Raw genomic sequence first — 23,171 nt, forward strand, 5'->3', positions numbered from 1 at the left:
CCCATGGCAACGCTTGAAATCCACGACCTGCACGTCACCGTCGAGGCCGACAACGCCACGAAGGAGATCCTCAAGGGCGTCGACCTGACCGTGAAGCAGGGCGAGACGCACGCCATCATGGGCCCCAACGGCTCCGGCAAGTCGACCCTCGCCTACTCGCTCGCGGGCCACCCGAAGTACACGATCACCAGCGGCACCGTCACCCTCGACGGCGAGGACGTCCTGGAGATGTCCGTCGACGAGCGCGCCCGCGCGGGCCTGTTCCTGGCGATGCAGTACCCGGTCGAGATCCCCGGCGTCTCGGTCTCCAACTTCCTGCGTACCTCCGCCACCGCCGTCCGCGGCGAGGCCCCCAAGCTGCGTACGTGGGTCAAGGAGGTCAAGGAGACCATGGCGCGCCTCTCCATGGACCCGGCCTTCGCCGAGCGCAATGTCAACGAGGGCTTCTCCGGCGGTGAGAAGAAGCGCCACGAGATCCTTCAGCTGGAGCTGCTCAAGCCGAAGATCGCGATCCTCGACGAGACCGACTCCGGCCTCGACGTCGACGCCCTGCGCGTCGTCTCCGAGGGCGTCAACCGCGTCCGCGAGACCGGTGAGGTGGGCACCCTGCTCATCACGCACTACACGCGCATCCTGCGCTACATCAAGCCCGACTTCGTGCACGTCTTCTCCGGCGGCCGCATCGTCGAGTCCGGCGGCGCCGAGCTCGCGGACAAGCTGGAGAACGAGGGCTACGAGTCGTACGCAGTCGACGCGAAGGGTGGCGTATCCGCGTGACGCAGCTGCCGGGCCTCCTCGACACCGAGGCGATCCGCAAGGACTTCCCCATCCTGGACCGCCAGGTCCACGACGGTAAGAAGCTGGTGTACCTGGACAACGCGGCGACCTCGCAGAAGCCGCGCCAGGTACTGGACGCCCTCAGTGGCTACTACGAGCGCTACAACGCCAACGTCCACCGCGGTGTGCATGTGCTCGCCGAGGAGGCCACGGCGCTGTACGAGGGCGCGCGCGACAAGGTCGCCGCGTTCATCAACGCGCCGAGCCGCGACGAGGTGATCTTCACGAAGAACGCCTCCGAGTCGCTCAACCTCGTGGCCAACATGCTGGGCTGGGCCGACGAGCCCTACCGCGTGGACCACGAGACCGAGATCGTCATCACGGAGATGGAGCACCACTCCAACATCGTTCCGTGGCAGCTGCTGTCGCAGCGCACCGGCGCGAAGCTGAAGTGGTTCGGCCTCACCGACGACGGCCGTCTCGACCTGTCGAACATCGACGAGATCATCACGGAGAAGACGAAGATCGTCTCCTTCGTGCTGGTGTCGAACATCCTGGGCACCGTGAACCCGGTCGAGGCGATAGTGCGCCGCGCCCAGGAGGTCGGCGCCCTGGTCCTGATCGACGCGTCGCAGGCCGCGCCGCACATGCCGCTCGACGTCCAGGCCCTCCAGGCCGACTTCGTGGCCTTCACCGGCCACAAGATGTGCGGCCCGACGGGCATCGGCATCCTCTGGGGCCGCCAGGAACTCCTGGAGGACCTTCCGCCGTTCCTCGGCGGCGGCGAGATGATCGAGACCGTGTCGATGCACTCGTCGACGTACGCCCCGGCGCCGCACAAGTTCGAGGCGGGCACCCCGCCGATCGCGCAGGCGGTCGGTCTGGGCGCGGCGATCGACTATCTCTCCGCCATCGGCATGGACAAGATCCTCGCCCACGAGCACGCGCTCACCGAGTACGCGGTGAAGCGGCTCGCGGAGGTCCCCGACCTCCGGATCATCGGCCCCACCACGGCCGAGGACCGCGGCGCGGCGATCTCGTTCACGCTGGGCGACATCCACCCGCACGACGTGGGCCAGGTTCTCGACGAGCAGGGCATCGCGGTCCGGGTGGGTCACCACTGCGCCCGTCCGGTGTGCCTGCGGTACGGAATTCCTGCGACCACGCGAGCGTCGTTCTATCTGTACTCCACGCCGTCCGAGATCGACGCTCTGATCGACGGCCTGGAGCACGTACGGAACTTCTTCGGCTGAGGGGCTGGCTGGGAACGTGAAGCTGGATTCGATGTACCAGGAAGTCATCCTGGACCACTACAAGCACCCGCACGGGCGCGGTCTCCGGGACGGCGACGCCGAGGTGCACCACGTCAATCCCACGTGCGGTGACGAGATCACCCTGCGTGTGAAGTACGACGGCGAGCGGATCGAGGACATCTCGTACGAGGGCCAGGGCTGCTCCATCAGCCAGGCCTCGGCCTCCGTACTGAATGACCTGCTGGTCGGCAAGGACGTGTCCGACGCGCAGAAGATCCAGGAGACCTTCCTGGAACTGATGCAGTCCAAGGGTCGGATCGAGCCGGACGACGCGATGGAGGAGGTGCTGGAGGACGCGGTCGCGTTCGCCGGCGTCTCCAAGTACCCGGCACGGGTCAAGTGCGCCCTCCTCAGCTGGATGGCGTGGAAGGACGCGACGGCCCAGGCTCTGGGCGAGAGCGCCGAGAGGAAGACGGCATGAGCGAGAACACTGTGACATCGGAAGAGACCGCCGTGACGTCGGACGGGACCGTTGCGACGACGGGCGGGACGGCTGTGGCGTCGGGCGAGAGCCTGACGACGAAGCCGGCCTCCGAGGAAGAGGTCCGCGAGGCGCTCTACGACGTCGTCGACCCCGAGTTGGGCATCGACGTCGTCAACCTCGGCCTCATCTACGGCATTCACATCGACGACGCGAACATCGCGACGATCGACATGACCCTGACGTCCGCGGCCTGTCCGCTCACCGACGTCATCGAGGACCAGGCCAAGTCCGCCACGGACGGCCTCGTCAACGAACTGCGCATCAACTGGGTCTGGATGCCGCCGTGGGGCCCGGACAAGATCACGGACGACGGCCGCGAGCAGCTTCGGGCGCTCGGGTTCAACGTCTGAGTTCTCGGGACCGCGGTACGCGGAATTCGGTACGGGGCGGCACCTTCGGGTGCCGCCCCGTCGCGTTCTCCGGAGGTGGCCCCGGGCTCAGGCCAAGCCCCGCACCAGACGGAACGCCGAGTCCGCCCGGTAGCGCCTGTCGTGCTCCGAACGGCCCAGCAGGAGCTGGAAGTTGCGATGGCGCAGGAAGCGGCCCGGGTAGTTGACCGCCTCCAGCATGACGGCGCCGGAGTAGGAGGACGCCCGCGGACAGAAGGTGGCGTCCTTCCGGAAGAGGGCGGAGCCGTCGTCGCGGTCGGCGTGCAGCACGAAGTCGCGGTGGCGCAGGTAGGACCCGTCGGTGGTGGCGAAGGAGTAGCAGGAGGATTCCGCCAGTCCGGGGACCACCTTGAAGCTGGCGGCCCGTCGGGTCGCGGCCGGGCTGCCCGCGCCCACCGGGTCGAGCCCGACCTGACCATCACTCACATGCCAGTAGCGGTCGGGGTAGTTGACCGCCTGGACGGACTTCAGCGAGGTGACCGGCCGGGGCGGGGAAGTGGTGCCGGAGGCGGGCGTCGACGGTCCGGGGGTGGGCCGGCCGGACCCCGGCGAGGTGGAGGGCCGCGGGGTGGAGTCCGGTGAGGCCGAGCGGGCGGTCGCCGGCGAGGCCAGCGCGTTCTTGCCGGCCGGCGCCGAGCTCGCTCCGGCGGGAGCGCCGGGGAGGAAGGGGTTCATCGTGTCGGCCGTGGTCCTGTTCTCCGCGCGACTCTGTGACGGATCGTCAGAACGGTTCGTCTGTACGGAGATCACGACGACGGCGGCAACGGCCACGACCACGGCGAGCCCGCCGGCCAGCCAGAGCCGACGTGTCCCGGGCAGCCTGCCCTCGTCGTCCGGCCTGGCCGCGTCCCAGGGGGCCGGGAGTACGGGAACGAGATCGGTCGGCACCGGGTAGGGCGCGCCGCGCGGGGTGGGGCGCCAGGGCACTATCTCCCTGGAGGGGGCGGGGTGGTCGGGCCCGGATCCGGGCGCCACTTCTGGCATACGCGTTCCTAAGCGGGGAGGGCGAGCGCGTGAGAGGGCGACGCGAGGGGTGGGGAGGGTGTGGGCACACGGAGCGGGACGGTCATGGAGACCAGGTGTGCGACCGGTGAAACAGTAGTGGAACCGGTGACTTCTGAGCAGTCGTTTCCCGCACCGAAACCGGGAATCACGTGCCACGTTCTCGGAGAATTGCCCCCAGAGTCGGGGGAGTTGGGCGGAGCTGAGTACTGGCGGTGAGCCGGCTGTGAGCCGGTCCTGCGCTGCGGAGGCGCACTGGGACGCGGTGCGGTGGGGTCGCGCGGGGCAGGACCCGGTTTCCGGGGTTCGTCCGACGGGCGCGGCGCGCGGTCGCCGCTCGGCCTCGTCGGGGCGTGACGGCCGGCCTCCTGGGCGATTCCGTGCGGCCTCTCGTCGCCCTCCTCTGTCTGGTGGCGGCCCTCCTCGCTCCGGGGGAGACTGCCGTTCATGGCTGTCTCCTTCCACCACCTCGTCGTCGACGCCCACGACCTGCCCGCGCTGGCCCGTTTCTGGTGCCAAGTCCTCGACTGGCGCGTGCTGTTCGAGGCGGAGGACGAGATCGTCATCGGCTCGGACGCGCACGCGCCGCCGGGACTCTGCTTCGTACCGGTCGCCGAGCGCAAGACCGTCAAGAACCGGCTCCACATCGATCTCGCGCCGGACGACCAGGCCGCCGAGGTCGAGCGGATCCTCGCCCTCGGGGCGCGCCGGGCCGACGTCGGGCAGGGCGAGGACGTGAGCTGGGTCGTCCTCGCCGACCCCGAGGGCAACGAGTTCTGCGTGCTGCGGCCGAAGAGCTCGCTAGTGGACTGAGCCGGGTGTCTCCGGTCCGCCGTGCGCCTCGGGAGCCGCGGCCGCGCGTATCAGCACGTCCGCCAGGCCCTCCCGGCGGATGCGCTGATCGATGTACAGCAGGTTGCTCACCAGGGGCAGCAGCACCATCGAGAGCAGCTGGGTGACGATGCTGGTGATCACCGTGACCACCAGGTAGGGGCCCAGATCGGGTACGGCCTGGGCGAAGAAGTCCGACATACGTGTTGGCGGCGGCGCCGAGGGGTCGTACCGCGGGGTCGGGGCCATGATCATGAGCGGCACCCTGATCACGAGCGATCCGATCACCACGATCAGGCCGCCGAGCAGCGAGATGCCGCACGTGCGCCACCACGCGCCGCGTATCAGCCGGGCCGAGCGCCGCATCGCCGTCAGGGGAGAGGCTCCCTCCAGCACGGCGGCGGCCGGGGCGAAGCTGAACAGGACGTAGAGCCAGAGCGTCAGCGGCATGGAGAGCAGCAGGAGCAGGAAGCCGGTCCCGAGCGCCATGAAGGGATCGGAACCCGCCATGGACAGGGCCGCCAGGACGAAGAGCAGAGTGAACAGTGCCATCGGCACCAGGACGATCAGGCCCGTCAGCAGCATCACGCCGAGTACGGACGGGGTGCGCGGCCACGCGCGCCGCCAGACGGCACCGACACGGGCCGGTCGCCCGAGGACGGCGTCGTGCAGGGTGGCCGCGGACGAGGCCTGGACGAAGGCGCCGGCCACGAGCCCGCCCAGGAGGCCGGTGATCCAGACGGAGCCGAAGGCGATCAGGACGGCACGTACATCGGTCCAGTCGGCCGATCGGGGAGCCGAGAACATGCGATGCAGCTGGTGCGTCGTCGCGGCGTAGGCGAGACCTCCCAGTCCGAGCGTCAGGGCCAGCAGCGCCAGCCCGACCAGCCCGGCGAGCCCGAACAGCGGCTTCGCGTAACGGCGCATCGTGGCGAAGACCCCGCCGAGGACCGTGTCCACGCCGAGCGGGGCCAAGGGGATCACGCCCGGCTTGGGCGGTCGCGGCGGCGCCCAGTGCCAGCCGCCCGGGTTACCCCCGTACGGTCCCCAAGGGCCGCCCGGCGCACCCCCGTACGGTCCCGACGGCCCTGACGGTCCCCACCCAGAACTGTCCGACATGCCCCTCGCGCTCCACACGTTGTCGGGAGTCTGTTCGACTCCGGCCCCCTTGTGATCGCGAACGATATCCGCTGGGGCTCATGGTGCCCATGGCATATACGGGATCCATACGAGCCCGGCGGCCGACGGGAGTTGCGGACACCTGTACACAGCGCGCGAGCCGCATGTGTACGGTTGTACGCATGGGATACGTACTGCTCGCCGGAGCCATCGCGGCGGAGGTCGGCGCGACCACCGCGATGAAGTACACGGAGGGTTTCAGCAGGCTGTGGCCGTCCTTGCTGACCGTCCTCGGCTATGTCGTCGCCTTCGCGCTGCTCGCGCAGACCCTGAGGACGGTGTCGGTCGGCACGGCGTACGCGATCTGGGCCGGCGTCGGCACCGCGGCCATCGCGGCGATCGGCATGCTGTTCCTCGGCGAGGGACTCACGGTCGCCAAGGCCGCCGGGCTCGTGCTGATCATCGGCGGAGTCGTGCTGCTGAACCTGGGCGGGGCGCACTGATGGGCGCGCCCGGCACGGTGTACGCAACCGTGCCTGGCACTGTGCCCGGCATGGTGGATGGGACCGTGCCCGGCATGGTGGACGGAGGCCCGTGATGGCGCGCCGGTACGACCCCGAGCGGCGGCAGCGGATCATCGACGCGGCGATCCGCGTCGTCGGCGCCAAGGGCATCGCCGGGCTCAGCCATCGCTCCGTCGCCGCCGAGGCCGATGTGCCGCTCGGCTCCACCACGTACCACTTCAAGACCCTCGACGAACTCATGGTCGCCGCCCTGCGCCAGGCGAACGAGGGCTTCGCCAAGGTGGTCGCCGCGCGCGGCACCCTGGAGGACACCCGCGCCGACCTGGCCGCCGAACTCGCCGGACTGATCGGCGAATGGCTCGCCGGCGACCGTACGGGCGTGGAGCTGGAGTACGAGCTCTACCTCGCCGCCCTCCGCAGACCCGCCCTGCGCCCGGTCGCCGCCGAGTGGATCGACAGCCTCGTCGAGCCGCTGACCCGGCGCACGGATCCGGTCACCGCGCGGGCGCTGGTCGCCCTGCTGGACGGGATCTGTCTCCAGGTGCTGCTGACGGGGACGTCCTACGACGAGGGATACACGCGCGAGGTGTTGACCCGGGTCCTGCCGGGAGACGGGGCGACCGGCGGCGACCAGTAGTCGGGGCCGGCGACCGGGGGCGGTCCGCCATGCGGGAAGGGTGATGCGGGGTGGCGGGGGACGGTCCGGGGCGGTGGCCGGGGGCGGCGACCAGTAGTCGGGGCCGGTGACCGGGGGTGGTCCGGGGCGGCCATGCGGGACGGGTGATGCGGCGGGCGACGCGGGGCAGCCCGGGGACGGGTGGCCGGGGATGGCCCGAGGTGCTGGCCGGGGACGGGTGGCCGGGGACGGTCGGGCGCCCGGTGGCCGAGACGGCTCGCGCACCGGTTCGCCCGCGCGGGCCCCGCCAAGTTAGGTTCTACCCATGACCGACACGACTGCTTCTCGTACCACCGGCGCCGTCGCCGCCGGGCTCGCCACCCTCACCGCAGACGGCACCGTTCTCGACACGTGGTTCCCCGCGCCCGAACTCTCCGCCGAGCCCGGCCCGGCCGGCACCGAGCGGCTGTCCGCCGAGCGCGCCGTGGAACTGCTCGGCGAGGGAGCCGCGCAGGCCATCGGCCCGGACGCCCGCCGGGGCGTCGAGGTGGTCGCGGTCCGTACGGTCATCGCGTCGCTGGACGACAAGCCGCTCGACGCGCACGACGCCTACCTGCGTCTGCACCTCCTCTCGCACCGCCTGGTGAAGCCGCACGGCCAGAACCTGGACGGCGTGTTCGGCCTGCTCACCAACGTGGCCTGGACCTCGCTCGGTCCGGTCGCCGTCGACGACATCGAGAAGGTCCGGCTGAACGCGCGCGCCGCGGGCCTGCACCTCCAGGTGACCTCCATCGACAAGTTCCCGCGCATGACGGACTATGTCGCGCCCAAGGGCGTCCGCATCGCCGACGCCGACCGGGTACGCCTCGGCGCGCACCTCGCCGAGGGCACGACCGTCATGCACGAGGGCTTCGTGAACTTCAACGCGGGCACGCTCGGCACGTCCATGGTCGAGGGCCGCATCTCCGCCGGAGTCGTCGTCGGCGACGGTTCCGACATCGGCGGTGGCGCGTCCACCATGGGCACCCTCTCGGGTGGCGGCAACGTCCGCATCACCATCGGTGAGCGCTGCCTCGTCGGCGCGGAGGCGGGCGTCGGCATCGCCCTCGGCGACGAGTGCGTGGTCGAGGCCGGGCTGTACGTCACCGCCGGCACGCGGGTGACGATGCCCGACGGCGACATCGTCAAGGCCCGCGAGCTGTCCGGGGCTTCGAACATCCTCTTCCGTCGCAACTCGGTCACCGGAACGGTCGAGGCACGCCCGAACAACGCGGTGTGGGGCGGCCTGAACGAGGTCCTGCACAGCCACAACTGATCACCGGCGGCCGTGGCATGCGGCCGTCCAATCGATCACTGCTTTGACCTGCTGCCGAGCTGTCGGCACCTGTCGACGTTGGTCACCATCGAGCGCCCTTCCACGGCCCGGGAGGGCGCTCGTGCGTTGACGTCTGCCCTCTGAGTTCGCTCGCTGCGCGGTGCGGCGTGTCGGAACGGGGCTCGATGGTCGCTCGCGGATCCGGCTGTGGCCGCTTCGGTGCACCATCGTTGGCCGACGTTGTGTCAGCCCGACGGGTCATGCACTGACGGCCAACTCGCGTGCCCGCTGACGGGCTTGGGATCTCACTTCCGTGAGCCGACCGTGGAACGGGTTGTGGCGGTTCTGGTCGAGGTTCAGAGGCAGGTCGAGTTGAGAGATGAACTCCGACTCCATGGTCCATGGTTCGTCGTGCTCGATCCAGCACACTCGGGCGTTCCCCGCCATCCACTGACTGAGGGCGGCTTCCCCGGCCTTGCCGAAGGTCATGCGCGTCCCGCTCCTGCCTACTCGACGGAGCTCGATCCCGAGCAGGCAACCAAGGGTGAGGCGAAGCGTCGATCCGGCCGCGTTGCCTCGGTAGTGATACCGCACGCGCTTGCGCAGGTTCTGTGTGCTGGTCCGGTTCGCCATGTACCGCGGGGCTATACCGACGTAGAGCAGGCGCCCGGCCGTGAGATCCGCACAGGGCGCCTGTTCGAAGTGCCACCCGTAGACCCCGGCCGCCGCCGGCACCGGGCTCGGGCGCGACAAGACCTCCGGTGCCGACCACAGCTGATCCGGTTCGGTGAGGGCGGCATGGGCCACGGAGCCTCCAAGGTCGGCGGGCTAGTTGGGCGCAGAGTACTGGCTGCTCACGTGAGTCCCAGCGGCAGACCGGGTACCGCAGCTTTGTAAGGGCGGACGTGTAGGGCTGTTGGACTGCGCAGGTCACCCCTGGTTCGGAGAGTCCCCAGCTCGGCGGCATCTCTGGGCTGCCGCGAACCGTCGTTGACCGTGGTTGACCGCACGATGTGGCACGGCCGTGGCACGCAACGACACCCGTTCTGGGAGTTCGAGCAGGAAGAGGCGCCCAGCCACCGGCAGGCGTCTATACGCCCAGAGGGCTCAAGATGGTCAATCGTTGCCGCGATAAGTGCTGCGACAGGCACAATGGACGATGCCCCACGGCCCGCATTTTTCCGTCTGCCGCAGGGTCATGCAACAGTGAGAAATTTCCGATCGAGGCTGGAAGAGAATGCTGTCAATCGTCATTTCGAGTGTTGCCGTCATCGTTAGCTTCATCTCGCTTTTCGTAAGTAGACGCAAAGATAAGCGAGATATCTTTCTAAAACTTCACGAGCTGCTGGTTAGCCCTGAACTGCAAAATGGCAGACGCGTTCTGTTTCAACTCCACGCGCGAGTCGGTCGAGTGGAAGATTTAAGTGAGGCCGACTACGCCAGCGCGAACCGGGCTCTGGCGTCGCTCGATATAGCAGGCCTGTACTGTCATAAGAAGTACGTGAGCGAGAAGGAAATTCTAGATCTTTGGGCCCCCTCTCTGGCCAGAATGAAATATGCCGCCGGCCCTTTTCTTCAGCATCGAGATTCGTTCTGGTCGGGCATCCCCACGTGGCCGCATTACCGACGTCTGGCCGACCATGCGGAAGAGTATCTAAGATCACGGGGGGTCGATATTGATCAGTTCGTCACCCCGGTTCCTCCTCTTTCTCCGGGACCTTCGGACCCATCATAGTTTTCCTTGTGTCAGTGGACTCGCATAGCACTGACACTTCACATGCTCGGCCTTCTCAAGCACATCAAGCTATTACGCGGACCGAGGGAACGAGCGGTCGGCGGAACGACTTTGGGCGGGAGTTGCCATGGGGCGAGTTATCGTGGCCCCGTAAGCTTTCGGTGCGTCGGGCAGTCTGTAAATCTGCCGGCTTAGGGATACGACTACGACCACTTGCGCCGATGGCTCCGCCAACGCGGCGTTCACCACCGCATCGCCCGCAAGGGCATCGAGTCCTCCCAGCGGCTGGGCAGCCACCGCTGGGTGGTGGAGCGCACCGTGTCCTGGCTGGCCGGCTGCCGCTGCCTGCACCGCCGCTACGAGCGCAAAGCTGAGCACTTCCTCGCCTTCGTCGGCATTGCCGCAGCTCTCATCGGCCACCGCCGACTTGCCAAAGGGTGACGTCCTAGACTGACGAGCGGCCAGAATGTGACGGGGGCATGGGCGTGAGCACTGGTGTGGATATGAGCGGCGAAGTGTACTTCGACCCTTTCCTGATATCTGCAGTACGGGCCAGGGACACCGACGCTATGGAAAACCTGCTCCTGGCAGGCGCCGACCCCGACGTGCATGACGAACGCGGAACACCAGCACTATGCCTGGCGATCGAGTTGTACGCCGGAACCGCCGCCCGTCTACTGGCCGAGCATGGTGCCGACCCCGAGCAGTACGGACCGGACGGTGTGCCGCCATTGCGCAAGGCCGTCGACTCGGGCTCGCCGACGCTGGTCGAGGCGGTCTTGCACGATGAGTCCCGGTGGCGTCAGCGCAAGGCCGAGCTACTGGAAATGCAGAACCTCGCCCAGCACTGGCATGAGATGGGTACCGAAGCGGAACTGCGGCGCCGTACCGGCGCGCAGGGCCCCTTGGCTCGGACCCGCGTCCAGGACGACGAGTTCACGGTCGTCAACGAGCTCTCCCTCGGTGGGCTGACAGTGCGCGACGGGCATGCGGCGATCCTCACGCATCTGGAGGCCACGCTCGACGTCCAGACCTCCTTCGAGGAACTGATGGACCGCGCACTGACCCGCCCCGACCAGCAGCACGCCGTATGGCTGACTTCCACCATCCTTTTGGCGAACCGCCGCGACCAGGACACCTGGGACGCCGCTGCGGCCCTGCGCGTCCACCCAGACCCGGCTCACCGGCTGTTCGGTGCAGAGGTGTTGCGACTGACCCATCTGTTCGACGAGAGCGACGAGGAACCCTTCGCGGGCCCCGCCCTGGAGCTCTTCGTCGACTGGTCGGGCCGGGAAAGTGACGCCGCCGTGCTCACCGAGGTGCTGGTCGGCCTCGCCGACCACGCCGACCCGCGCGCCGACGCAGCCCTCCTGCCATACGACAGCCATCCCGACGTCCGGGTGCGGCGCGCGGTAGCCTCCGCCTTCGACCAGTGGTCACGGGCCTTTTCCCCCGTCATCCGGGAGACGTTGCTGGGTCTGATGACCGACCCTGACGCAGAGGTGCGGCAGCGGGCCTGCCACACGGTCGCCGACGGCAGGAGCCGCGATCCCACCCTCGCCGACGGCATGGCAGAGCTACTGGACGATCCAATCCGCCAGGTCCGGGTCGTCGCCGTGTACGGGCTCGCCCTCCATGACGACGAGCGGTGCGTGGAAGGCGCAGGTCGTCTTCCCCCGGCGCCGCCCGGCGCCCCATACGAGTATGACCTCGACGAGGTATGGCGGTACAAGCTGCGCCGCGATGATCGCTGACACCCGGGCCGGGACGTCAGGGCCGGAAGAACACCAGGTACCGGCAGCCTTTGCCTGACGGCATGTGGCCTCGAACGAGGCCACATGCCACTGCCTTGGGGGGCCTGGCGCAGGGTACAGACCGTTACTGGTACCGGCAGCGCGCCGAGAGGTTTGAAAGGGATCAGGCAGTCACCAAAGGTAACGACGTCTTAGCCTGCCCAGGTTCGAACTCTGGCGCCGCCGGCATCCCCCTCGGTCGGGAGAACGGCATGCATGCCCTCCGCCACTTCTGCGCCTCCGTGCTCCTGGACGCGGGGGAGAGCATCAAGGCCCTGAGCGAGTACCTCGGCCATCGCGACCCGAGCCTCACCCTCCGGAGGTACACGCACCTGATGCCGAACAGCGAGGCGCGCACTTGGGCCGCCGTCGACCGGGTCTTCCGGGACCCGGAGAGCACCGAAGACGGCCCCGATACGGCCCACGGGGCAAGTTGACCCCCTGACCTGCAGCGCAATCAGAACAGCCACAACTGATCACCGGCGGCGTTGAGTCGCCACCGCCTGAACGGTCGTCGCGCTGAACTGCTGCTGAACTGTCGGCAGTTGATGTCGGTTGTCGACGCCGGCTGTTGACGCCGGTCGTCATCGAGCGCCCTTCCACGGCCCCTGGGCCGCCCGGGAGGGCGCTCGTGCGTGAGCGCCGCTCCAGGAGCGTTCCGGAGACACCGGGGCCTGGGCTAGGGCAGGTCCAGCTCGCCGACCGTCTGACTCCCGCTCGTCTCGCCGGTCGGACGGAAGCCGAGCCGCAGGTAGAAATCCTCCGGACCGTCCTTCCCCGGATGCCAGGTGGTCGTCATCCGGGTGCCGCCGCGGCTGCGGATCTCGGCAGCGACGGACTCGACCGCGAAGCGGCCGTAACCCCGCCCCTGCGCACCGGCGGCGATGTTGAGACGCCAGAGCCCGGAACGGATGTCCGTGCCCGATCCGTCGCCCAGCCAGTCGATGCCGAGGAAGGCCATGAGGAAGCCGACAGGTCTGCCGTCGTCAAGGATGAGACGGGGCCAGGCTGTTGTGGGATGGACATACGCCTCGGCCAGCGACTTCACGACCGGCGCGACCAAGTGCTCCTGCTCCGGACGGACCCGCACGCCGATGGCGGCGTCCATGTTGTCCGGAGTGATCTCCTCCAGACGGAGTGTGTTCGGCATGGGGAAACCCTAAGCGGTTGATCGAGTGGGCCACGAACCCGGCCGCGCCCGCGGTCGGTGCCCACGGCGCTGTCGGGGTAGCGCACTCGCTACGCGTCCAGGCTCGCGGCGAAAGCCGCAAGGGCCTCGAAGTCGGGCTCGCGCAGGCCGAGTCGGGGGTTCACGTGCTGGAGGAGTGCGGGGGCGGGATGGCGGGCGGTGACGAACACCGTGTCGGCCGGCCCCTGTTCGTCGTCCACCCAGGCGAAGGGGCGGCCCTCGGCGTGGGCCACGATGCGTTCCGTCTTCCAGTGGACGCCGTCGGGGCGCTCGGCGAAGAGAGCGCCCGTGAAGTCGACGTAGGGGAGTTCGGGGAGGCCGATCACGGGGGCGATCCAGCGGTTGGCCGCGTCCATCCACGTGGTGGCCCAGCACAGCTCGTAGCCGAGACCGAGGAGAGCGCGGCCGTGGTCGGGGTGGAGCCAGACGCGCAGCGGCCGCCCGGGCTCCAGCGCCACGCGGATCGTCGTGTATCCCTCGGGCCGACGCTCCTTCTGGGCCGCGTACGGATTGAGCGGGCCGTCGACGTCGAGGAACAGCAAGGGTCGGCTCATCGGGTCACGGTACGGGAGACCGGGCTCGGGGACGGGAGTGTTCGGCTCGGCTCGACCCGGGAGGTATGCCCGGGAGCGTCGGTGTGTGTCGTCAGGGGGCAGGGGCGCGTCGTGAGAGGTGTGGAATTTCTTGCGGCGCAGGCATAGCGCCGAGGGGCCGCACGCGTCACAGCAGGTACAGGGGCGGGACACGAAGCCCGTCGAGGCAGAGAAGGTGACGATGGATGCCGAAGGGCTCGAAAGCTTCAGACAGTTCGTGGCCGGCAGGTCCGCAGCCCTGCTGAGGACCGCCGTGCTGCTCAGCGGCGGTGACCGGCACGCGGGGGAGGACCTGTTGCAGGGTGCCCTGGCCAAGGCCGCCGGTCGCTGGCACCGCATCGACGAACCCGAGGCGTACGTACGGCAGGTGCTCTACCGTCAGCAGATCAGCCGCTGGCGACTGAAGTGGCGGCGACGCGAGGTCAGCGTCGCCCATCCGCCGGAGACCGGTCCGCCTGGCGCCGACACGGCGGCCGCCGTCGACCTGCGCCTGGTGATGCGCGAGGCACTGTCCCGGCTCACCGCGCGCCAGCGCACCGTCCTGGTGCTGCGCTACTTCGAGGACCTGCCGGAGGCCGACGTGGCCCGGCTGCTGGGCTGTTCCGTGGGCACCGTGCGGTCCACCGCCCACCGCTCCCTGGCCCGGCTGCGCGTCCTCGCGCCCGAACTCGCCGCGCTAGCCCCCGCCGCCGGTGAACGGCCGTCGTCCCGTGACTACTCGCCCGTGGAGGTACGGCCGTGAACATCGAGGAACTGCTGGGCGAGACGCTGCGCGAGCAGGCCGCCGAACAGCCGCCACCCGGCCCCGGCCTCGCCGACCGGGTCCTGACCGTGCGCAGGCGCCGCCGGACCCGGCGCATCGCGTCCGTCGCGGTCGCCGTCGCCGCGGCGGTCACCGCGGCGGTCGGGGTGCCGCGGCTGGAGTCCGGTGGACACGACGTACGCCCCCTGGGAAAGGTGGACCCCAAGCCGAAGGCTCCGACGGCCGCGCACCCGGCGCAGTCGCCGGTGCGCTCGCTGGTCGCGGCCGGGCGTACGGCCATGGCCGCGTACTACACCCAGAAGACCGACTGGCGGACCGCCCACAAGGGCATCAGGATGCGCACCTACTGGCTGCTCGACCCGAAGTCCGGCCACTACAAGAAGGACACCCGGTGGTCGTGGGTCGCGGTGGCCCCCGGCCTGCGGACCGCCGCCGTACTGGAGCAGCACCTGCCCGTGCGCCGGATCGGCCTGCTCGACATCGCTAGCGGCAAGGTCGAGCGGTGGATCCCGGTCGACCACCCAGTGGGAGGGCTGGAGTTCTCGCGCAACGGCACGAAACTCGTCGCGACGACGTACGAAGAGAATCCCGACATCATGACGAGAACGGGCGCCGAGGGCATCCCCGTGCCGGTGATGTCCTCCCGCACCGGGTTCTACGTCTTCGACGTGGCGTCGGGGAAGGGCTCGTGGGCCGCGGTGGGGGTGCAACGGGACAACCAGGGCCACGAGATCAACCTCCGCCAGGACTTCGAGTTCTGCCGCGACGGGAGGACCGTCACGGGCAGGCAGTCGGGCGCGCCCACCGTTCGTTTCTACGACGCGTCCGGCCGGGAGGTGGGCGTGCCCGAGGGGGAGCGGTACAACACCGTCGCGGCCGGCCTGTCGCCCGACGGCACCCGGCTCGCCGGGGAGTTCGCGGGCAAGAAGTGGCACACCTCCTCGTGGATCCTCGACCCGCACACCGGCAAGCACCTGGCCGAGGTCCGCGGCCAGATGCTGCTCGTCTGGGCCGACGACAAGTCCCTGATCGCCTGGGACATCGCCAAGGGCGACAAGAACGAGTTCCACAATCGGCTGGTGCTGGTCACCATCGGCAGTGACAAGGAGGTGCCGCTCAGCGGCTTCCTCCGGGGCACCGACGACTCGGTGGGGCGCTGGGAGCCCGTCTTCGCCGATCGCTGAGCCTTCCTCGCCGGCCGCTCACCAGACCACCGTGAACTCGTCCGTGAACTCGTCCGCGACCTCGGCGAGCACCGCCCGCAGCCCGTCGGCCGTCTCCCGGTCGGCGGGCCGCAGCGGTGCCCGGACCGGGCCGGCCGGCAGCCCGAGCGCGGCCAGCAGCGCCTTCGCGGTGACCGTGCCGGGCAGTCCCGCCCCCGTCGTCGCCTCGATCAGCGGCAGGGCCCGCCGCATCAGCCGGGCCGCCCCCGCCGTGTCGCCGCCGTCGAACGCGTCGAGCACCGCGCGCATCAGGCCCGGTACGACGTTCGCCACCGTGCTGACGTACCCGGCGCCGCCCACCGCGTACAGGGCGAGCGCATGCTCGTCGCAGCCCGCGTAGTACGCCAACTCCGTTCGGGCCAGCACTCTTTGGGTGCCGAGCAGGTCGTACGCGCAGTCCTTCACGGCCACGATCCGGCGGTGCGCGGCGAGCCGGATCATCGTGTCGGGTTCGATGCGGGTGCCGGTGCGGCCGGGGATGTCGTAGAGCATGAGCGGGAGTTCGGACGCGTCCGCGACCTCGGTGAAGTGTGCCTCCAGCGCGTCCTGCGGCGGCTTCGAGTAGTACGGGGTGACGACGAGTACGCCGTCCGCGCCCGCCTCCCCGGCCGCCAGGGCGAGTTCGACGGTGTGCCGGGTGTCGGACGAGCCGACGCCGGTGAGCAGGCGGGCCCGGTCGCCGACCGCCTCGCGGACCGCGCGTACCAGCGCGGACTTCTCCGCGTCCGAGGTGGTCGGCGATTCGCCGGTGGTTCCGTTCAGCACCAGGCCGTCGCAGCCCCCGCGCACCAGGCGGTCGGCGAGGCGCCCGGCGCCGTCGAGGTCGAGCGCGCCCGCCTCGGTGAACGGTGTGATCATCGCGCAGAGCGCCCGGCCGAAGGGCGCCGGAGACCGGTCGGAGTTCGTCATACGAGCAGTCTCGGCGCGATGACCGTACAGCTCCACTTAAATCTTCTACCGCATATCGCTAAGCACTGCTGAGAGGTGCTGTCGGGTCCTCGGCCCGAGGCCCTATGTACCGTTCCGCCCTTCATGGGTCACCATGGACCGGAAGGTCACCGACCGCAGGTCATGGGAGGCGTCATGAGGCTCGGCAAGGCACTCGCCACCGGAGTCGCGGAGGAACGGGCCCACGCGGACGAGGACACCTTCGAACTCCCCCGGATCGTCGAGGAGTCGGAGGCATCCGTGCCCGATGAGGTTCCGGCCGGCCGATGAGGCTGCGGCTCCCCGAGGAACGCCCGACGGAGCCGCCGACCGGATACAAGATCGCCCACCCGGTGCTGTCCCAGGACGGCACCAGGGCCGGGTTCACCGGAGTGTCGCTGGGCGGCGCGCTGCCGTACGGAGTGCTGGACGAGGCCCGCTGTGTCTACGGGCGGCGGCACCGCGCGCCGCACCGCCGCTGCGACTGCGGCTTCCACTGCGTGCTGGAGTCCTCCGCCGCCGAGGCGATGCTGTGCACCGCGGAGCACCGGGCGGCCGTCCTCCTCGAAGTCTCCGTACTCGGCGCCTACATCCGCTTCGAACGCGGCTTCCGGTACGCCCGCCAGCGGGTGCGCGGTGCCGCCGTCGGCCCCTGTGGCTGCGGTGCCGTGGCCGAGTCGCTGGCCGACGCGGGCTGGGGGCGTCCGGGCTGGCGCGCCCTGACGGCCGCCTGCGCGGGTTGCGTACGGGGCCGTACGTCGCTCTCGCTCGCCTCCTTCGCGCGGCTGGCCGGGGAGGGGCTGCGGGTCCGGGCGGCCGGTGGTCCCGCGGTCGTCGCCGCCGCTCTCGGGGTGCCGGAGCTGGTCGCCGAGGCGGCGCTTCTCCAGGCCCGACTCGACTGGTTCCAGAGCCAGTTGGCCCGACTTCGTGATCGGGGACCGCAGGGATAGCCGCGTCCGGTCCGGGTACCAGAGCCTCCATGGGCGAGAACGGCGAGCGGCGAGAACTCCTTACCTCTGCCTCGTGCTCGCCGTGAACCTGCTCCGAGGGCGGTACAGCGGTCATCGACGGCACCGTTGAGATCCGTCGGCGGAGCTGGAGGGGAATGATGCGGCGGCGGACCGGACCCCGGCCCGCTGCCGCATCGTGGGCCGGACGACCGCCCGCCCCCTACCCCTCTGCCGTCCGACTTGTCGACCGCCCGGCCGTCCCGCCCTCATGTCCCCGGCCGACGCCGGTCCGGACGGCTCGCCCCGCCATCGCCCCGCCGCCTCGCCTCGCCGCCTCGCGGGAACGCCCCGGCCCCGCGCCGTCACACCCGCTCGGCGGCGTCCCGCCCAGCCCTCTCGGGCAGCGGCACGATCCCGCTGTCCACCTTCTCCCGGGCCGCCCGCAGTGCCCGCAGCCGCGGGGGCCATGCGCGGGTGTCCCGGGGTTCGACGTAGGGCTCCTCGGTCGGGAGCCGGCCGTGGGTCATGGCGCGCTGGCGGGCGACCTCCGCGTCGAACTCCAGGCCCAGCAGGATGGCCAGGTTGGTGAGCCAGAGCCACACGAGGAAGATGATGGCGCCCGCGAGCGTGCCGTACGTCTTGTTGTACGAGCCGTAGCCGGCGGCGTACACGGCGAACCCGGCGGACGCGGCCAGCCAGATCAGGGTGGCGACGACGCTGCCCGGACTGAACCAACGGAAGCCGCGGCCGGAGACGTTGGGAGCGGCCCAGTAGAGCAGCGCGATCATCAGCTCGACGAAGACCAGCAGGACGGGCCACTTGGCGATCGACCATGCCGTGATCGCCGCGTCGCCGAGCCCGATCGCGGTACCGGCCCGTTCGGCCGGCGGCCCGGTGAACACCACGATGACCGCGCTCCCGGTGAGGAGCACCATCAGCGTGACGGTGAGCCCCAGCCGCAGCGGTGTGACCTTCCAGACCGGCCGGCCCTCCGGCAGGTCGTACACCGCGTTGGACGCGCGGATGAACGCGCCGACGTACCCGGACGCGGACCACAGCGCCGTGCACAGGCCGATGATCGCCAGCACCCCGCCGGTACCGCCGCTGTCGCCCAGTTGCGCGACCGCGTCCCGCAGGATCTCGCGTGCCGGGCCCGGGGCCAAGTCCCCTACGCCGTCCAGGAGTTCGTCGGTGACGCGCTGCCCCATGACACCCAGCAGCGACACCACCACGAGCAGGGCGGGGAACAGCGACAGTACGCCGTAGTAGGTCAACGCGGCCGCCCGGTCGGCGAGTTCGTCGTCCCGGAACTCCTTCACGGTGCGCCATGCCACGGACCACCACGCTCGCGCGGGCAGTCGGACCGGGCCGTTCTTCTCCCCGGATCCGGTCCTCTCCCCGGATCCCGCCGCCGCCGAGCCCGAGCCCGTTCCCGTGCCCCTATCCGCTTCACTGCCGGTGCCCCTGCCGGCCCCCGCCCCTGCGCCCCCTCCCGCGCCGGTGTCGGGCCCCGTCCCCGTCCCCATCCCCGTGTCCGGAAGAGCCCGCCGCTTCGATTCCGGTCGCTTCTCGCCCATGCCTGGCGTGTTGCCCGGATCGCGCCGCTGAAGCCCACCGGGGGCATCCAGGTCGTACGACCAGCCGACGATTCGAGTCGCCTGGACAAAAAAATTGTTCGGTGGGAGGGTGGAGTCATGTTGGACGTGACCGTAATCGAGGACGCCGAGGCCGCCGCCGTGTCGCTGGACCCCATACGGGCCCGGCTGCTGGCCGAACTGGGTGTCGGACCCGCATCGGCCGCCATGCTGGCCGGCAAGGTCGGTCTGCCCCGGCAGAAGGTGAACTACCACCTCAAGACGCTGGAGCGGCACGGCCTCGTCGAGCTGGCGGGCGAGCGTCGCAAGGGCAATGTCACCGAGCGGCTGATGCGCGCGACCGCCGCGTCGTACGTGATCTCCCCGCTCGCGCTTGCCGCCGTGCAGCCCGATCCGGACCGCTTCCGGGACCAGATGTCCGCCCGCTGGCTGCTCGCGCTCGGCGCCCGGCTGGTCCGGGACGTGGGCTCGCTCGTCACGGGCGCCGCGAAGGCCCGGAAGCGACTGGCGACGTACGCGCTCGACGGCGAGGTGACGTTCGCGTCGGCCGCCGACCGGGCCGCGTTCATCGAGGAGCTGACGGCCGGGGTCGGCGCGCTCATCCGCAAGTACCACGACGGCGACGGGGAGGGCGGGCGTCCGCACCGGATCGTCGTGGCCGTCCACCCCACGGTCAGACCCGAAGCCGTGGCCGGGCCCGGAGCCGTGGCGCGCACCGAAGCCGCGGCCGACGCCGAGGCGCCGCCGGAGGCCGAAGCCGCGGCAGGACCTCGGGCCGTGGAAGCATCTCAAGACGTGGAAACAAACGCGGGCCGCGAAGCCGCCCACTGATCATTCAGGAGTCATCATCATGCCCAAGGAATTCGAGATCGCCCGCGAGTACGAGGTCGACGTTCCGCCCGCCCGGATGTGGGAGGCGATCACCAGCGGCAGCGGCGGCTGGCTGTGGCCCGTGGAGTACGAGCCCCGCCAGGGCGGCGCCGGTCCCTTCGGCAGCATCATCACCGCCTGGGACCCGCCGCACCGGCTGACCGTCCGCACCGAGGACGTCCCGTTCCCGACGCAGAGCCTCAACCAGATCGACCACACCATCGAGGCCCGCGACGACGGCCGGCGCTCCTGGGTGCGGTACGTGCACAGCGGCATCTTCACCGACGACTGGGACAACCAGTACGACGGTGCCGACAAGCACACCGACTTCTATCTGCACACCCTGCGCGAGTACGTGACCCACTTCGCCGGCCGCCCGGTCGCCTTCGCGACCTTCCAGGGACCCGGCGCGTCCACCGCCGACGACGCCTTCGCCGCCGTCGGACGGGCGCTCGGCCTCGCGGACGACACCGCCGAGGGCGCGCGGGTGCGGGCCGAGGGACCCGGCGGCCAGGCCTTCGACGCCGTGCTGGACTACCGCAACCCGTACTTCATCGGGCTGCGCACCGACAGCGCGCTCATCCGCTTCTTCGGGCGCAACCGCTGGGGCGCGCCGGTCGGCATCAGCGTCCACGACTTCGCGCCCGACGCCGACGCCAAGGGCAACGAGACGGCCTGGACCGGCTGGCTCGACGGGGTCTTCGCGGGCTGACCCGCGGGCTGACCCGCGGGCTGACCCGCGCGCCGACGCCGAGGTCCGCGCAGGCGAAGAGCCCGGCCCCCCGGACGACGGGGCCGGGCTCTCGCGTACCGGAGCGACCGGTGACCAGTGGCCGACGATCGCCAGCCAGCCAGCCAGCCAGCCAGCCAGCCAGCCAGCCAGCCAGCCAGCCAGCCAGCCAGCCAGCCGGCCATCAGCAGCCGGTGGCCAGTGGCCCTCGATCAGCGGCCGGTGATCGCCGGCCGCCGATCAGTGGTCGGCGACTACGGACGGAACCGCAGTACCTGCGGGTCGTGGTCGCTGATCTGGTCGGAGAACTCCGAGTTGATGTGCACGCTGTCGTACTCGAAGTCGCAGCCCCTGCGAATCGACGGGCTGACCAGGATCTGGTCGAGGACCTGCTGGTTGCCCTGATAGTCGTACGTGTAACGCTCGCTCTTCGGCAGCGACTTGATCGCCGACCAGAGCTCGCCGTCACCCTCCAGGATCTTGGCGGTGTCCGAGAACTCGAAGTCGTTCATGTCGCCGAGGGCGAGCACGTCGGCGTTCTTCTGCGTCTTCAGGATCTCGTCGACGAAGGCGTTCACCACGGTCGCCTGGGCGTGCCGCTGGACCTCCGAGCTGCGCGTCGGGGGCTGGTACTGCGCGGTCAGCCCCTGGTCACCACCCTTGGAGTTGAGGTGGTTGGCGATCACGAAGACGGTGTGGCCGCGGAAGACGAACTCGCCCGCGAGCGGCTTGCGGCTGCTCGTCCAGGCCGTGTTGGCCGGGTCGATGCGGCCGGGGGACGCGGTGAGCTGCGCCTTGCCGTGCACCTTCGTGACGCCGACGGCGGTCGTGGAGTCGCCGCCCGCGCGGTCCGTGAACGAGACCCGCTCGGGGTTGAACAGGAAGACCTGGCGGATGTTGCCGCCGGGCTCGCCGCCGTCCTGGTCGTTGACCGGGTCGATGGAGCGCCAGTCGTACTTCGGGCCGCCCGCCGCGACGATCGCGTCGATCAGCTTGTTCACCGTCTGGTCGGCGGCGACCGTACCGTCGTCCGTCGCGCCGTTGTTGTCCTGGATCTCCTCCAGGGACACGATGTCGGGCGACTGCAGGTTGTTCACGATCGCGGACGCGTGAGCCGCGAACGTGGCGTCGGACGGGTCCAGGTTCTCGACGTTGTACGTCGCCACCGCCAGCTCGCCGCGCGCCTGCTTGTGCGTGGTCTCGCGCTCCAGGCCGCCCTTCTGCAGGGTGCCCAGCTGGCCGGCGACCAGCGTGTAGCCGCCGAACTGGTTGTAGTCGAGCGGACCCGCGGTGGTGCCGGTGAGCTTGTCGCCGACGTTCGCGGCCGGGAAGTCGGCGGTCGCGCCGAGCGACTGGACCTGTATCCGGCCGGTGTTCTGCGAGGTGTACGAGCCGTACAGCGAGCCGCCCCGGCGGGTGGCGTGCTCGTGCGGCTTCACCGTGACCCACAGCTCCGCGTACGGGTCCGTGGCGGTGACCACGCGGGCGTCGGAGACCTGGACGTTCATGCCCTCAAGGGACTCGTAGTAGTCCAGGGCGTACTGCTTCGGGTCCAGGGGCAGAGCGTTGACCGAACCGCTCGCGGCGGTGTCGCCCGCGGGGGTGTAGAGGTCCGGCACGGACTTCGCGTCGACGACCGTCGCGGCCGGGACGGCGTTGCCGCTGGAGACGACGGTGACCGTCGGCTTGCCGATCTCCGTCACGGACTGGTTGCCGGTGGAGACGCCGCCCGGGACGTACTCCGAGACCGTGCCCGTCACCGTGACCGAGTCGCCGACGGCGACCTTGGGGGTGGAGCTGGTGAAGACGAAGACGCCCTCACTGGTGGCGGGGTCCGCGTCAGGGGTGGGGTCCTGGAACCAGAAGCCCTTGGACGAACCATAGGTCCGCACGCCGGTGACGATGCCGGCCACGTCCGTGACCTTCGTGCCCGCGAGGGGGGACGTCCGGGTGGTGCCCTGGATGTCGTGGATGTGGACGGTGTCCGCCTGGGCCGGGGTGGTGAGCACCACGGCGGAGACGGTGGAACAGACCGCGGCGACGGTCAGCGCGCCGATGCGCGCGGTTCTCTTGCTCGGCAAGGGAATCCCTCCGGGGACGTTCATGAGCGCCGGGACGAGGGTGGACGGTGGGGGGAGCGCGACCTGCTTGCGGGCCAGTGACGCGCGTAGAAGGGCTTGGGCCACACGGCCGTTGAACTTCTACGCGCGTCAATCTCGTGTGTAGCGAGGGGAGTTGTCAAGGTTTCGGCGGTGTACGAGACCTGTCGGATACATGAACCGGGCGGCATGGGTGGAAATCCGTCTAGGCTGAGCAGTTGGCACGGACGTCCCGGGCCGCCTTCGGATCTCCGGGTCCGCGGGCGCCCGGCGGGGTCCGGCGCCCGCCGTGGCCGACGGTGCCCGCCACCGTCCGGCGCGGCTCCGGGCGACA

Annotated in this window: 25 protein-coding genes and 1 pseudogene; 18 read left to right on the plus strand and 8 right to left on the minus strand. The window is 70.1% G+C overall.

Features of this window, described 5'->3' with window-relative positions:
• Positions 1 to 3 precede the first annotated feature (3 nt).
• Genes sufC through OHT01_RS29830 form a run of 4 tightly spaced genes read left to right on the plus strand, consistent with a single transcriptional unit; the run spans position 4 to position 2,924 of the window.
• Complete coding sequence (sufC, locus tag OHT01_RS29815) at positions 4 to 777, plus strand: Fe-S cluster assembly ATPase SufC (protein WP_328556195.1); 774 nt, start codon at positions 4 to 6, stop codon at positions 775 to 777.
• The gene (locus OHT01_RS29820) at positions 774 to 2,030 is read left to right on the plus strand and encodes a cysteine desulfurase (protein WP_261703356.1); all 1,257 of its coding nucleotides are present in this window, start codon (positions 774 to 776) and stop codon (positions 2,028 to 2,030) included. Before sufC ends, OHT01_RS29820 begins: the two co-directional genes overlap by 4 nt.
• A gap of 16 nt (positions 2,031 to 2,046) precedes the next feature.
• Positions 2,047 to 2,511, plus strand: a complete 465-nt coding sequence (gene sufU / locus OHT01_RS29825) for a Fe-S cluster assembly sulfur transfer protein SufU (protein WP_151470345.1) — start codon at positions 2,047 to 2,049, stop codon at positions 2,509 to 2,511.
• Entirely contained in the window at positions 2,508 to 2,924 is a 417-nt protein-coding gene (locus OHT01_RS29830; protein ID WP_405917422.1) for a metal-sulfur cluster assembly factor, read from the plus strand. Before sufU ends, OHT01_RS29830 begins: the two co-directional genes overlap by 4 nt.
• 87 nt (positions 2,925 to 3,011) lie before the next feature.
• Here OHT01_RS29830 and OHT01_RS29835 read toward each other — a convergent pair whose 3' ends face one another.
• Positions 3,012 to 3,947 (minus strand): AbfB domain-containing protein, encoded by a 936-nt coding sequence (locus OHT01_RS29835; RefSeq protein WP_328556196.1) that lies wholly within the window; start codon positions 3,945 to 3,947, stop codon positions 3,012 to 3,014.
• Between the two features lie 465 nt (positions 3,948 to 4,412).
• On the opposite strand from OHT01_RS29835, the gene OHT01_RS29840 reads away from it, so the two are divergent.
• A complete protein-coding gene (locus OHT01_RS29840; RefSeq protein ID WP_328556197.1) occupies positions 4,413 to 4,778 on the plus strand; it encodes a VOC family protein in 366 nt (121 codons plus the stop codon).
• On the opposite strand, the gene OHT01_RS29845 is transcribed toward OHT01_RS29840, so the two are convergent.
• A complete protein-coding gene (locus OHT01_RS29845; protein ID WP_328556198.1) occupies positions 4,767 to 5,780 on the minus strand; it encodes a DUF7847 domain-containing protein in 1,014 nt (337 codons plus the stop codon). The two genes, OHT01_RS29840 and OHT01_RS29845, sit on opposite strands and share 12 nt — an antisense overlap.
• Positions 5,781 to 6,097: 317 nt before the next feature.
• Between OHT01_RS29845 and OHT01_RS29850 the strand changes: the two genes are divergently transcribed.
• The 3 genes from OHT01_RS29850 to dapD all read left to right on the plus strand — a co-directional run bounded on the left by OHT01_RS29850 (position 6,098) and on the right by dapD (position 8,370).
• Complete coding sequence (locus OHT01_RS29850; protein WP_328556199.1) at positions 6,098 to 6,418, plus strand: DMT family transporter; 321 nt, start codon at positions 6,098 to 6,100, stop codon at positions 6,416 to 6,418.
• 94 nt (positions 6,419 to 6,512) lie between these two features.
• Positions 6,513 to 7,076 carry a TetR/AcrR family transcriptional regulator gene (locus tag OHT01_RS29855; RefSeq protein WP_328556200.1) on the plus strand — a complete coding sequence of 188 codons (564 nt, stop codon included), beginning with the start codon at positions 6,513 to 6,515 and terminating at the stop codon, positions 7,074 to 7,076.
• A gap of 304 nt (positions 7,077 to 7,380) precedes the next feature.
• Complete coding sequence (dapD, locus tag OHT01_RS29860) at positions 7,381 to 8,370, plus strand: 2,3,4,5-tetrahydropyridine-2,6-dicarboxylate N-succinyltransferase (protein ID WP_328556201.1); 990 nt, start codon at positions 7,381 to 7,383, stop codon at positions 8,368 to 8,370.
• Between the two features lie 258 nt (positions 8,371 to 8,628).
• Here the strand turns inward: dapD and OHT01_RS29865 are convergent, their stop codons facing one another.
• Complete coding sequence (locus OHT01_RS29865; protein ID WP_328556202.1) at positions 8,629 to 9,177, minus strand: GIY-YIG nuclease family protein; 549 nt, start codon at positions 9,175 to 9,177, stop codon at positions 8,629 to 8,631.
• A gap of 430 nt (positions 9,178 to 9,607) precedes the next feature.
• On the opposite strand from OHT01_RS29865, the gene OHT01_RS29870 reads away from it, so the two are divergent.
• The 4 genes and pseudogenes from OHT01_RS29870 to OHT01_RS29885 all read left to right on the plus strand — a co-directional run bounded on the left by OHT01_RS29870 (position 9,608) and on the right by OHT01_RS29885 (position 12,335).
• Positions 9,608 to 10,105 carry a hypothetical protein gene (locus tag OHT01_RS29870; protein ID WP_328556203.1) on the plus strand — a complete coding sequence of 166 codons (498 nt, stop codon included), beginning with the start codon at positions 9,608 to 9,610 and terminating at the stop codon, positions 10,103 to 10,105.
• Positions 10,106 to 10,300: 195 nt separating this feature from the next.
• Positions 10,301 to 10,546: pseudogene (locus tag OHT01_RS29875) on the plus strand (transposase); the annotation flags it as partial.
• Between the two features lie 38 nt (positions 10,547 to 10,584).
• The gene (locus OHT01_RS29880) at positions 10,585 to 11,859 is read left to right on the plus strand and encodes a HEAT repeat domain-containing protein (protein WP_328556204.1); all 1,275 of its coding nucleotides are present in this window, start codon (positions 10,585 to 10,587) and stop codon (positions 11,857 to 11,859) included.
• Positions 11,860 to 12,110: 251 nt separating this feature from the next.
• Entirely contained in the window at positions 12,111 to 12,335 is a 225-nt protein-coding gene (locus OHT01_RS29885; RefSeq protein WP_443043465.1) for a tyrosine-type recombinase/integrase, read from the plus strand.
• A 242-nt stretch (positions 12,336 to 12,577) separates the two neighbouring features.
• On the opposite strand, the gene OHT01_RS29890 is transcribed toward OHT01_RS29885, so the two are convergent.
• Positions 12,578 to 13,048 carry a GNAT family N-acetyltransferase gene (locus tag OHT01_RS29890; RefSeq protein ID WP_328556205.1) on the minus strand — a complete coding sequence of 157 codons (471 nt, stop codon included), beginning with the start codon at positions 13,046 to 13,048 and terminating at the stop codon, positions 12,578 to 12,580.
• 89 nt (positions 13,049 to 13,137) lie between these two features.
• On the minus strand, positions 13,138 to 13,641 hold the full coding sequence (locus OHT01_RS29895; RefSeq protein WP_328556206.1) for an HAD domain-containing protein: 504 nt from the start codon (positions 13,639 to 13,641) through the stop codon (positions 13,138 to 13,140).
• A 220-nt stretch (positions 13,642 to 13,861) separates the two neighbouring features.
• Between OHT01_RS29895 and OHT01_RS29900 the strand changes: the two genes are divergently transcribed.
• Positions 13,862 to 14,422, plus strand: coding sequence for a SigE family RNA polymerase sigma factor (locus tag OHT01_RS29900; protein ID WP_328556207.1), 561 nt, complete (start codon positions 13,862 to 13,864; stop codon positions 14,420 to 14,422).
• Positions 14,419 to 15,627 (plus strand): WD40 repeat domain-containing protein, encoded by a 1,209-nt coding sequence (locus OHT01_RS29905; RefSeq protein ID WP_328556208.1) that lies wholly within the window; start codon positions 14,419 to 14,421, stop codon positions 15,625 to 15,627. Before OHT01_RS29900 ends, OHT01_RS29905 begins: the two co-directional genes overlap by 4 nt.
• 18 nt (positions 15,628 to 15,645) lie before the next feature.
• Here OHT01_RS29905 and dapA read toward each other — a convergent pair whose 3' ends face one another.
• The gene (dapA, locus tag OHT01_RS29910; protein WP_328556209.1) at positions 15,646 to 16,575 is read right to left on the minus strand and encodes a 4-hydroxy-tetrahydrodipicolinate synthase; all 930 of its coding nucleotides are present in this window, start codon (positions 16,573 to 16,575) and stop codon (positions 15,646 to 15,648) included.
• 174 nt (positions 16,576 to 16,749) lie between these two features.
• Between dapA and OHT01_RS29915 the strand changes: the two genes are divergently transcribed.
• Positions 16,750 to 16,884, plus strand: coding sequence for a hypothetical protein (locus OHT01_RS29915; protein WP_328556210.1), 135 nt, complete (start codon positions 16,750 to 16,752; stop codon positions 16,882 to 16,884).
• Positions 16,881 to 17,543 carry a hypothetical protein gene (locus OHT01_RS29920; protein WP_328556211.1) on the plus strand — a complete coding sequence of 221 codons (663 nt, stop codon included), beginning with the start codon at positions 16,881 to 16,883 and terminating at the stop codon, positions 17,541 to 17,543. The genes OHT01_RS29915 and OHT01_RS29920 overlap by 4 nt, the downstream gene beginning before the upstream one ends.
• A 362-nt stretch (positions 17,544 to 17,905) precedes the next feature.
• Here the strand turns inward: OHT01_RS29920 and OHT01_RS29925 are convergent, their stop codons facing one another.
• A complete protein-coding gene (locus OHT01_RS29925) occupies positions 17,906 to 19,120 on the minus strand; it encodes a YihY/virulence factor BrkB family protein (RefSeq protein ID WP_443043466.1) in 1,215 nt (404 codons plus the stop codon).
• 117 nt (positions 19,121 to 19,237) lie between these two features.
• Here OHT01_RS29925 and OHT01_RS29930 point away from each other — a divergent pair, with 117 nt between their 5' ends.
• Complete coding sequence (locus tag OHT01_RS29930; RefSeq protein WP_328556213.1) at positions 19,238 to 19,969, plus strand: ArsR/SmtB family transcription factor; 732 nt, start codon at positions 19,238 to 19,240, stop codon at positions 19,967 to 19,969.
• A 19-nt stretch (positions 19,970 to 19,988) separates the two neighbouring features.
• Positions 19,989 to 20,720, plus strand: a complete 732-nt coding sequence (locus OHT01_RS29935) for an SRPBCC family protein (protein WP_328556214.1) — start codon at positions 19,989 to 19,991, stop codon at positions 20,718 to 20,720.
• Between the two features lie 272 nt (positions 20,721 to 20,992).
• Here the strand turns inward: OHT01_RS29935 and OHT01_RS29940 are convergent, their stop codons facing one another.
• Entirely contained in the window at positions 20,993 to 22,819 is a 1,827-nt protein-coding gene (locus OHT01_RS29940) for an endonuclease/exonuclease/phosphatase family protein (protein ID WP_328556215.1), read from the minus strand.
• Positions 22,820 to 23,171: the final 352 nt, after the last annotated feature.

The sequence above is a fragment of the Streptomyces sp. NBC_00358 genome (genome assembly GCF_036099295.1).
Taxonomy (GTDB): domain Bacteria; phylum Actinomycetota; class Actinomycetes; order Streptomycetales; family Streptomycetaceae; genus Streptomyces.

Bases quoted from the DNA above. Each gene is read 5' to 3' on its own strand.
- sufC (WP_328556195.1), top strand. From the start codon at position 4: ATGGCAACGCTTGAAATCCACGACCTGCACGTCACCGTCGAGGCCGAC.
- OHT01_RS29830 (WP_405917422.1), top strand. From the start codon at position 2,508: ATGAGCGAGAACACTGTGACATCGGAAGAGACCGCCGTGACGTCGGAC.
- OHT01_RS29835 (WP_328556196.1), bottom strand. From the start codon at position 3,947: ATGCCAGAAGTGGCGCCCGGATCCGGGCCCGACCACCCCGCCCCCTCC.
- OHT01_RS29840 (WP_328556197.1), top strand. From the start codon at position 4,413: ATGGCTGTCTCCTTCCACCACCTCGTCGTCGACGCCCACGACCTGCCC.
- OHT01_RS29850 (WP_328556199.1), top strand. From the start codon at position 6,098: ATGGGATACGTACTGCTCGCCGGAGCCATCGCGGCGGAGGTCGGCGCG.
- OHT01_RS29855 (WP_328556200.1), top strand. From the start codon at position 6,513: ATGGCGCGCCGGTACGACCCCGAGCGGCGGCAGCGGATCATCGACGCG.
- dapD (WP_328556201.1), top strand. From the start codon at position 7,381: ATGACCGACACGACTGCTTCTCGTACCACCGGCGCCGTCGCCGCCGGG.
- OHT01_RS29870 (WP_328556203.1), top strand. From the start codon at position 9,608: ATGCTGTCAATCGTCATTTCGAGTGTTGCCGTCATCGTTAGCTTCATC.
- OHT01_RS29880 (WP_328556204.1), top strand. From the start codon at position 10,585: ATGGGCGTGAGCACTGGTGTGGATATGAGCGGCGAAGTGTACTTCGAC.
- OHT01_RS29885 (WP_443043465.1), top strand. From the start codon at position 12,111: ATGCATGCCCTCCGCCACTTCTGCGCCTCCGTGCTCCTGGACGCGGGG.
- OHT01_RS29890 (WP_328556205.1), bottom strand. From the start codon at position 13,048: ATGCCGAACACACTCCGTCTGGAGGAGATCACTCCGGACAACATGGAC.
- OHT01_RS29895 (WP_328556206.1), bottom strand. From the start codon at position 13,641: ATGAGCCGACCCTTGCTGTTCCTCGACGTCGACGGCCCGCTCAATCCG.
- OHT01_RS29900 (WP_328556207.1), top strand. From the start codon at position 13,862: ATGGATGCCGAAGGGCTCGAAAGCTTCAGACAGTTCGTGGCCGGCAGG.
- dapA (WP_328556209.1), bottom strand. From the start codon at position 16,575: ATGACGAACTCCGACCGGTCTCCGGCGCCCTTCGGCCGGGCGCTCTGC.
- OHT01_RS29915 (WP_328556210.1), top strand. From the start codon at position 16,750: ATGAGGCTCGGCAAGGCACTCGCCACCGGAGTCGCGGAGGAACGGGCC.
- OHT01_RS29920 (WP_328556211.1), top strand. From the start codon at position 16,881: ATGAGGCTGCGGCTCCCCGAGGAACGCCCGACGGAGCCGCCGACCGGA.
- OHT01_RS29925 (WP_443043466.1), bottom strand. From the start codon at position 19,120: ATGGGCGAGAAGCGACCGGAATCGAAGCGGCGGGCTCTTCCGGACACG.
- OHT01_RS29930 (WP_328556213.1), top strand. From the start codon at position 19,238: ATGTTGGACGTGACCGTAATCGAGGACGCCGAGGCCGCCGCCGTGTCG.
- OHT01_RS29935 (WP_328556214.1), top strand. From the start codon at position 19,989: ATGCCCAAGGAATTCGAGATCGCCCGCGAGTACGAGGTCGACGTTCCG.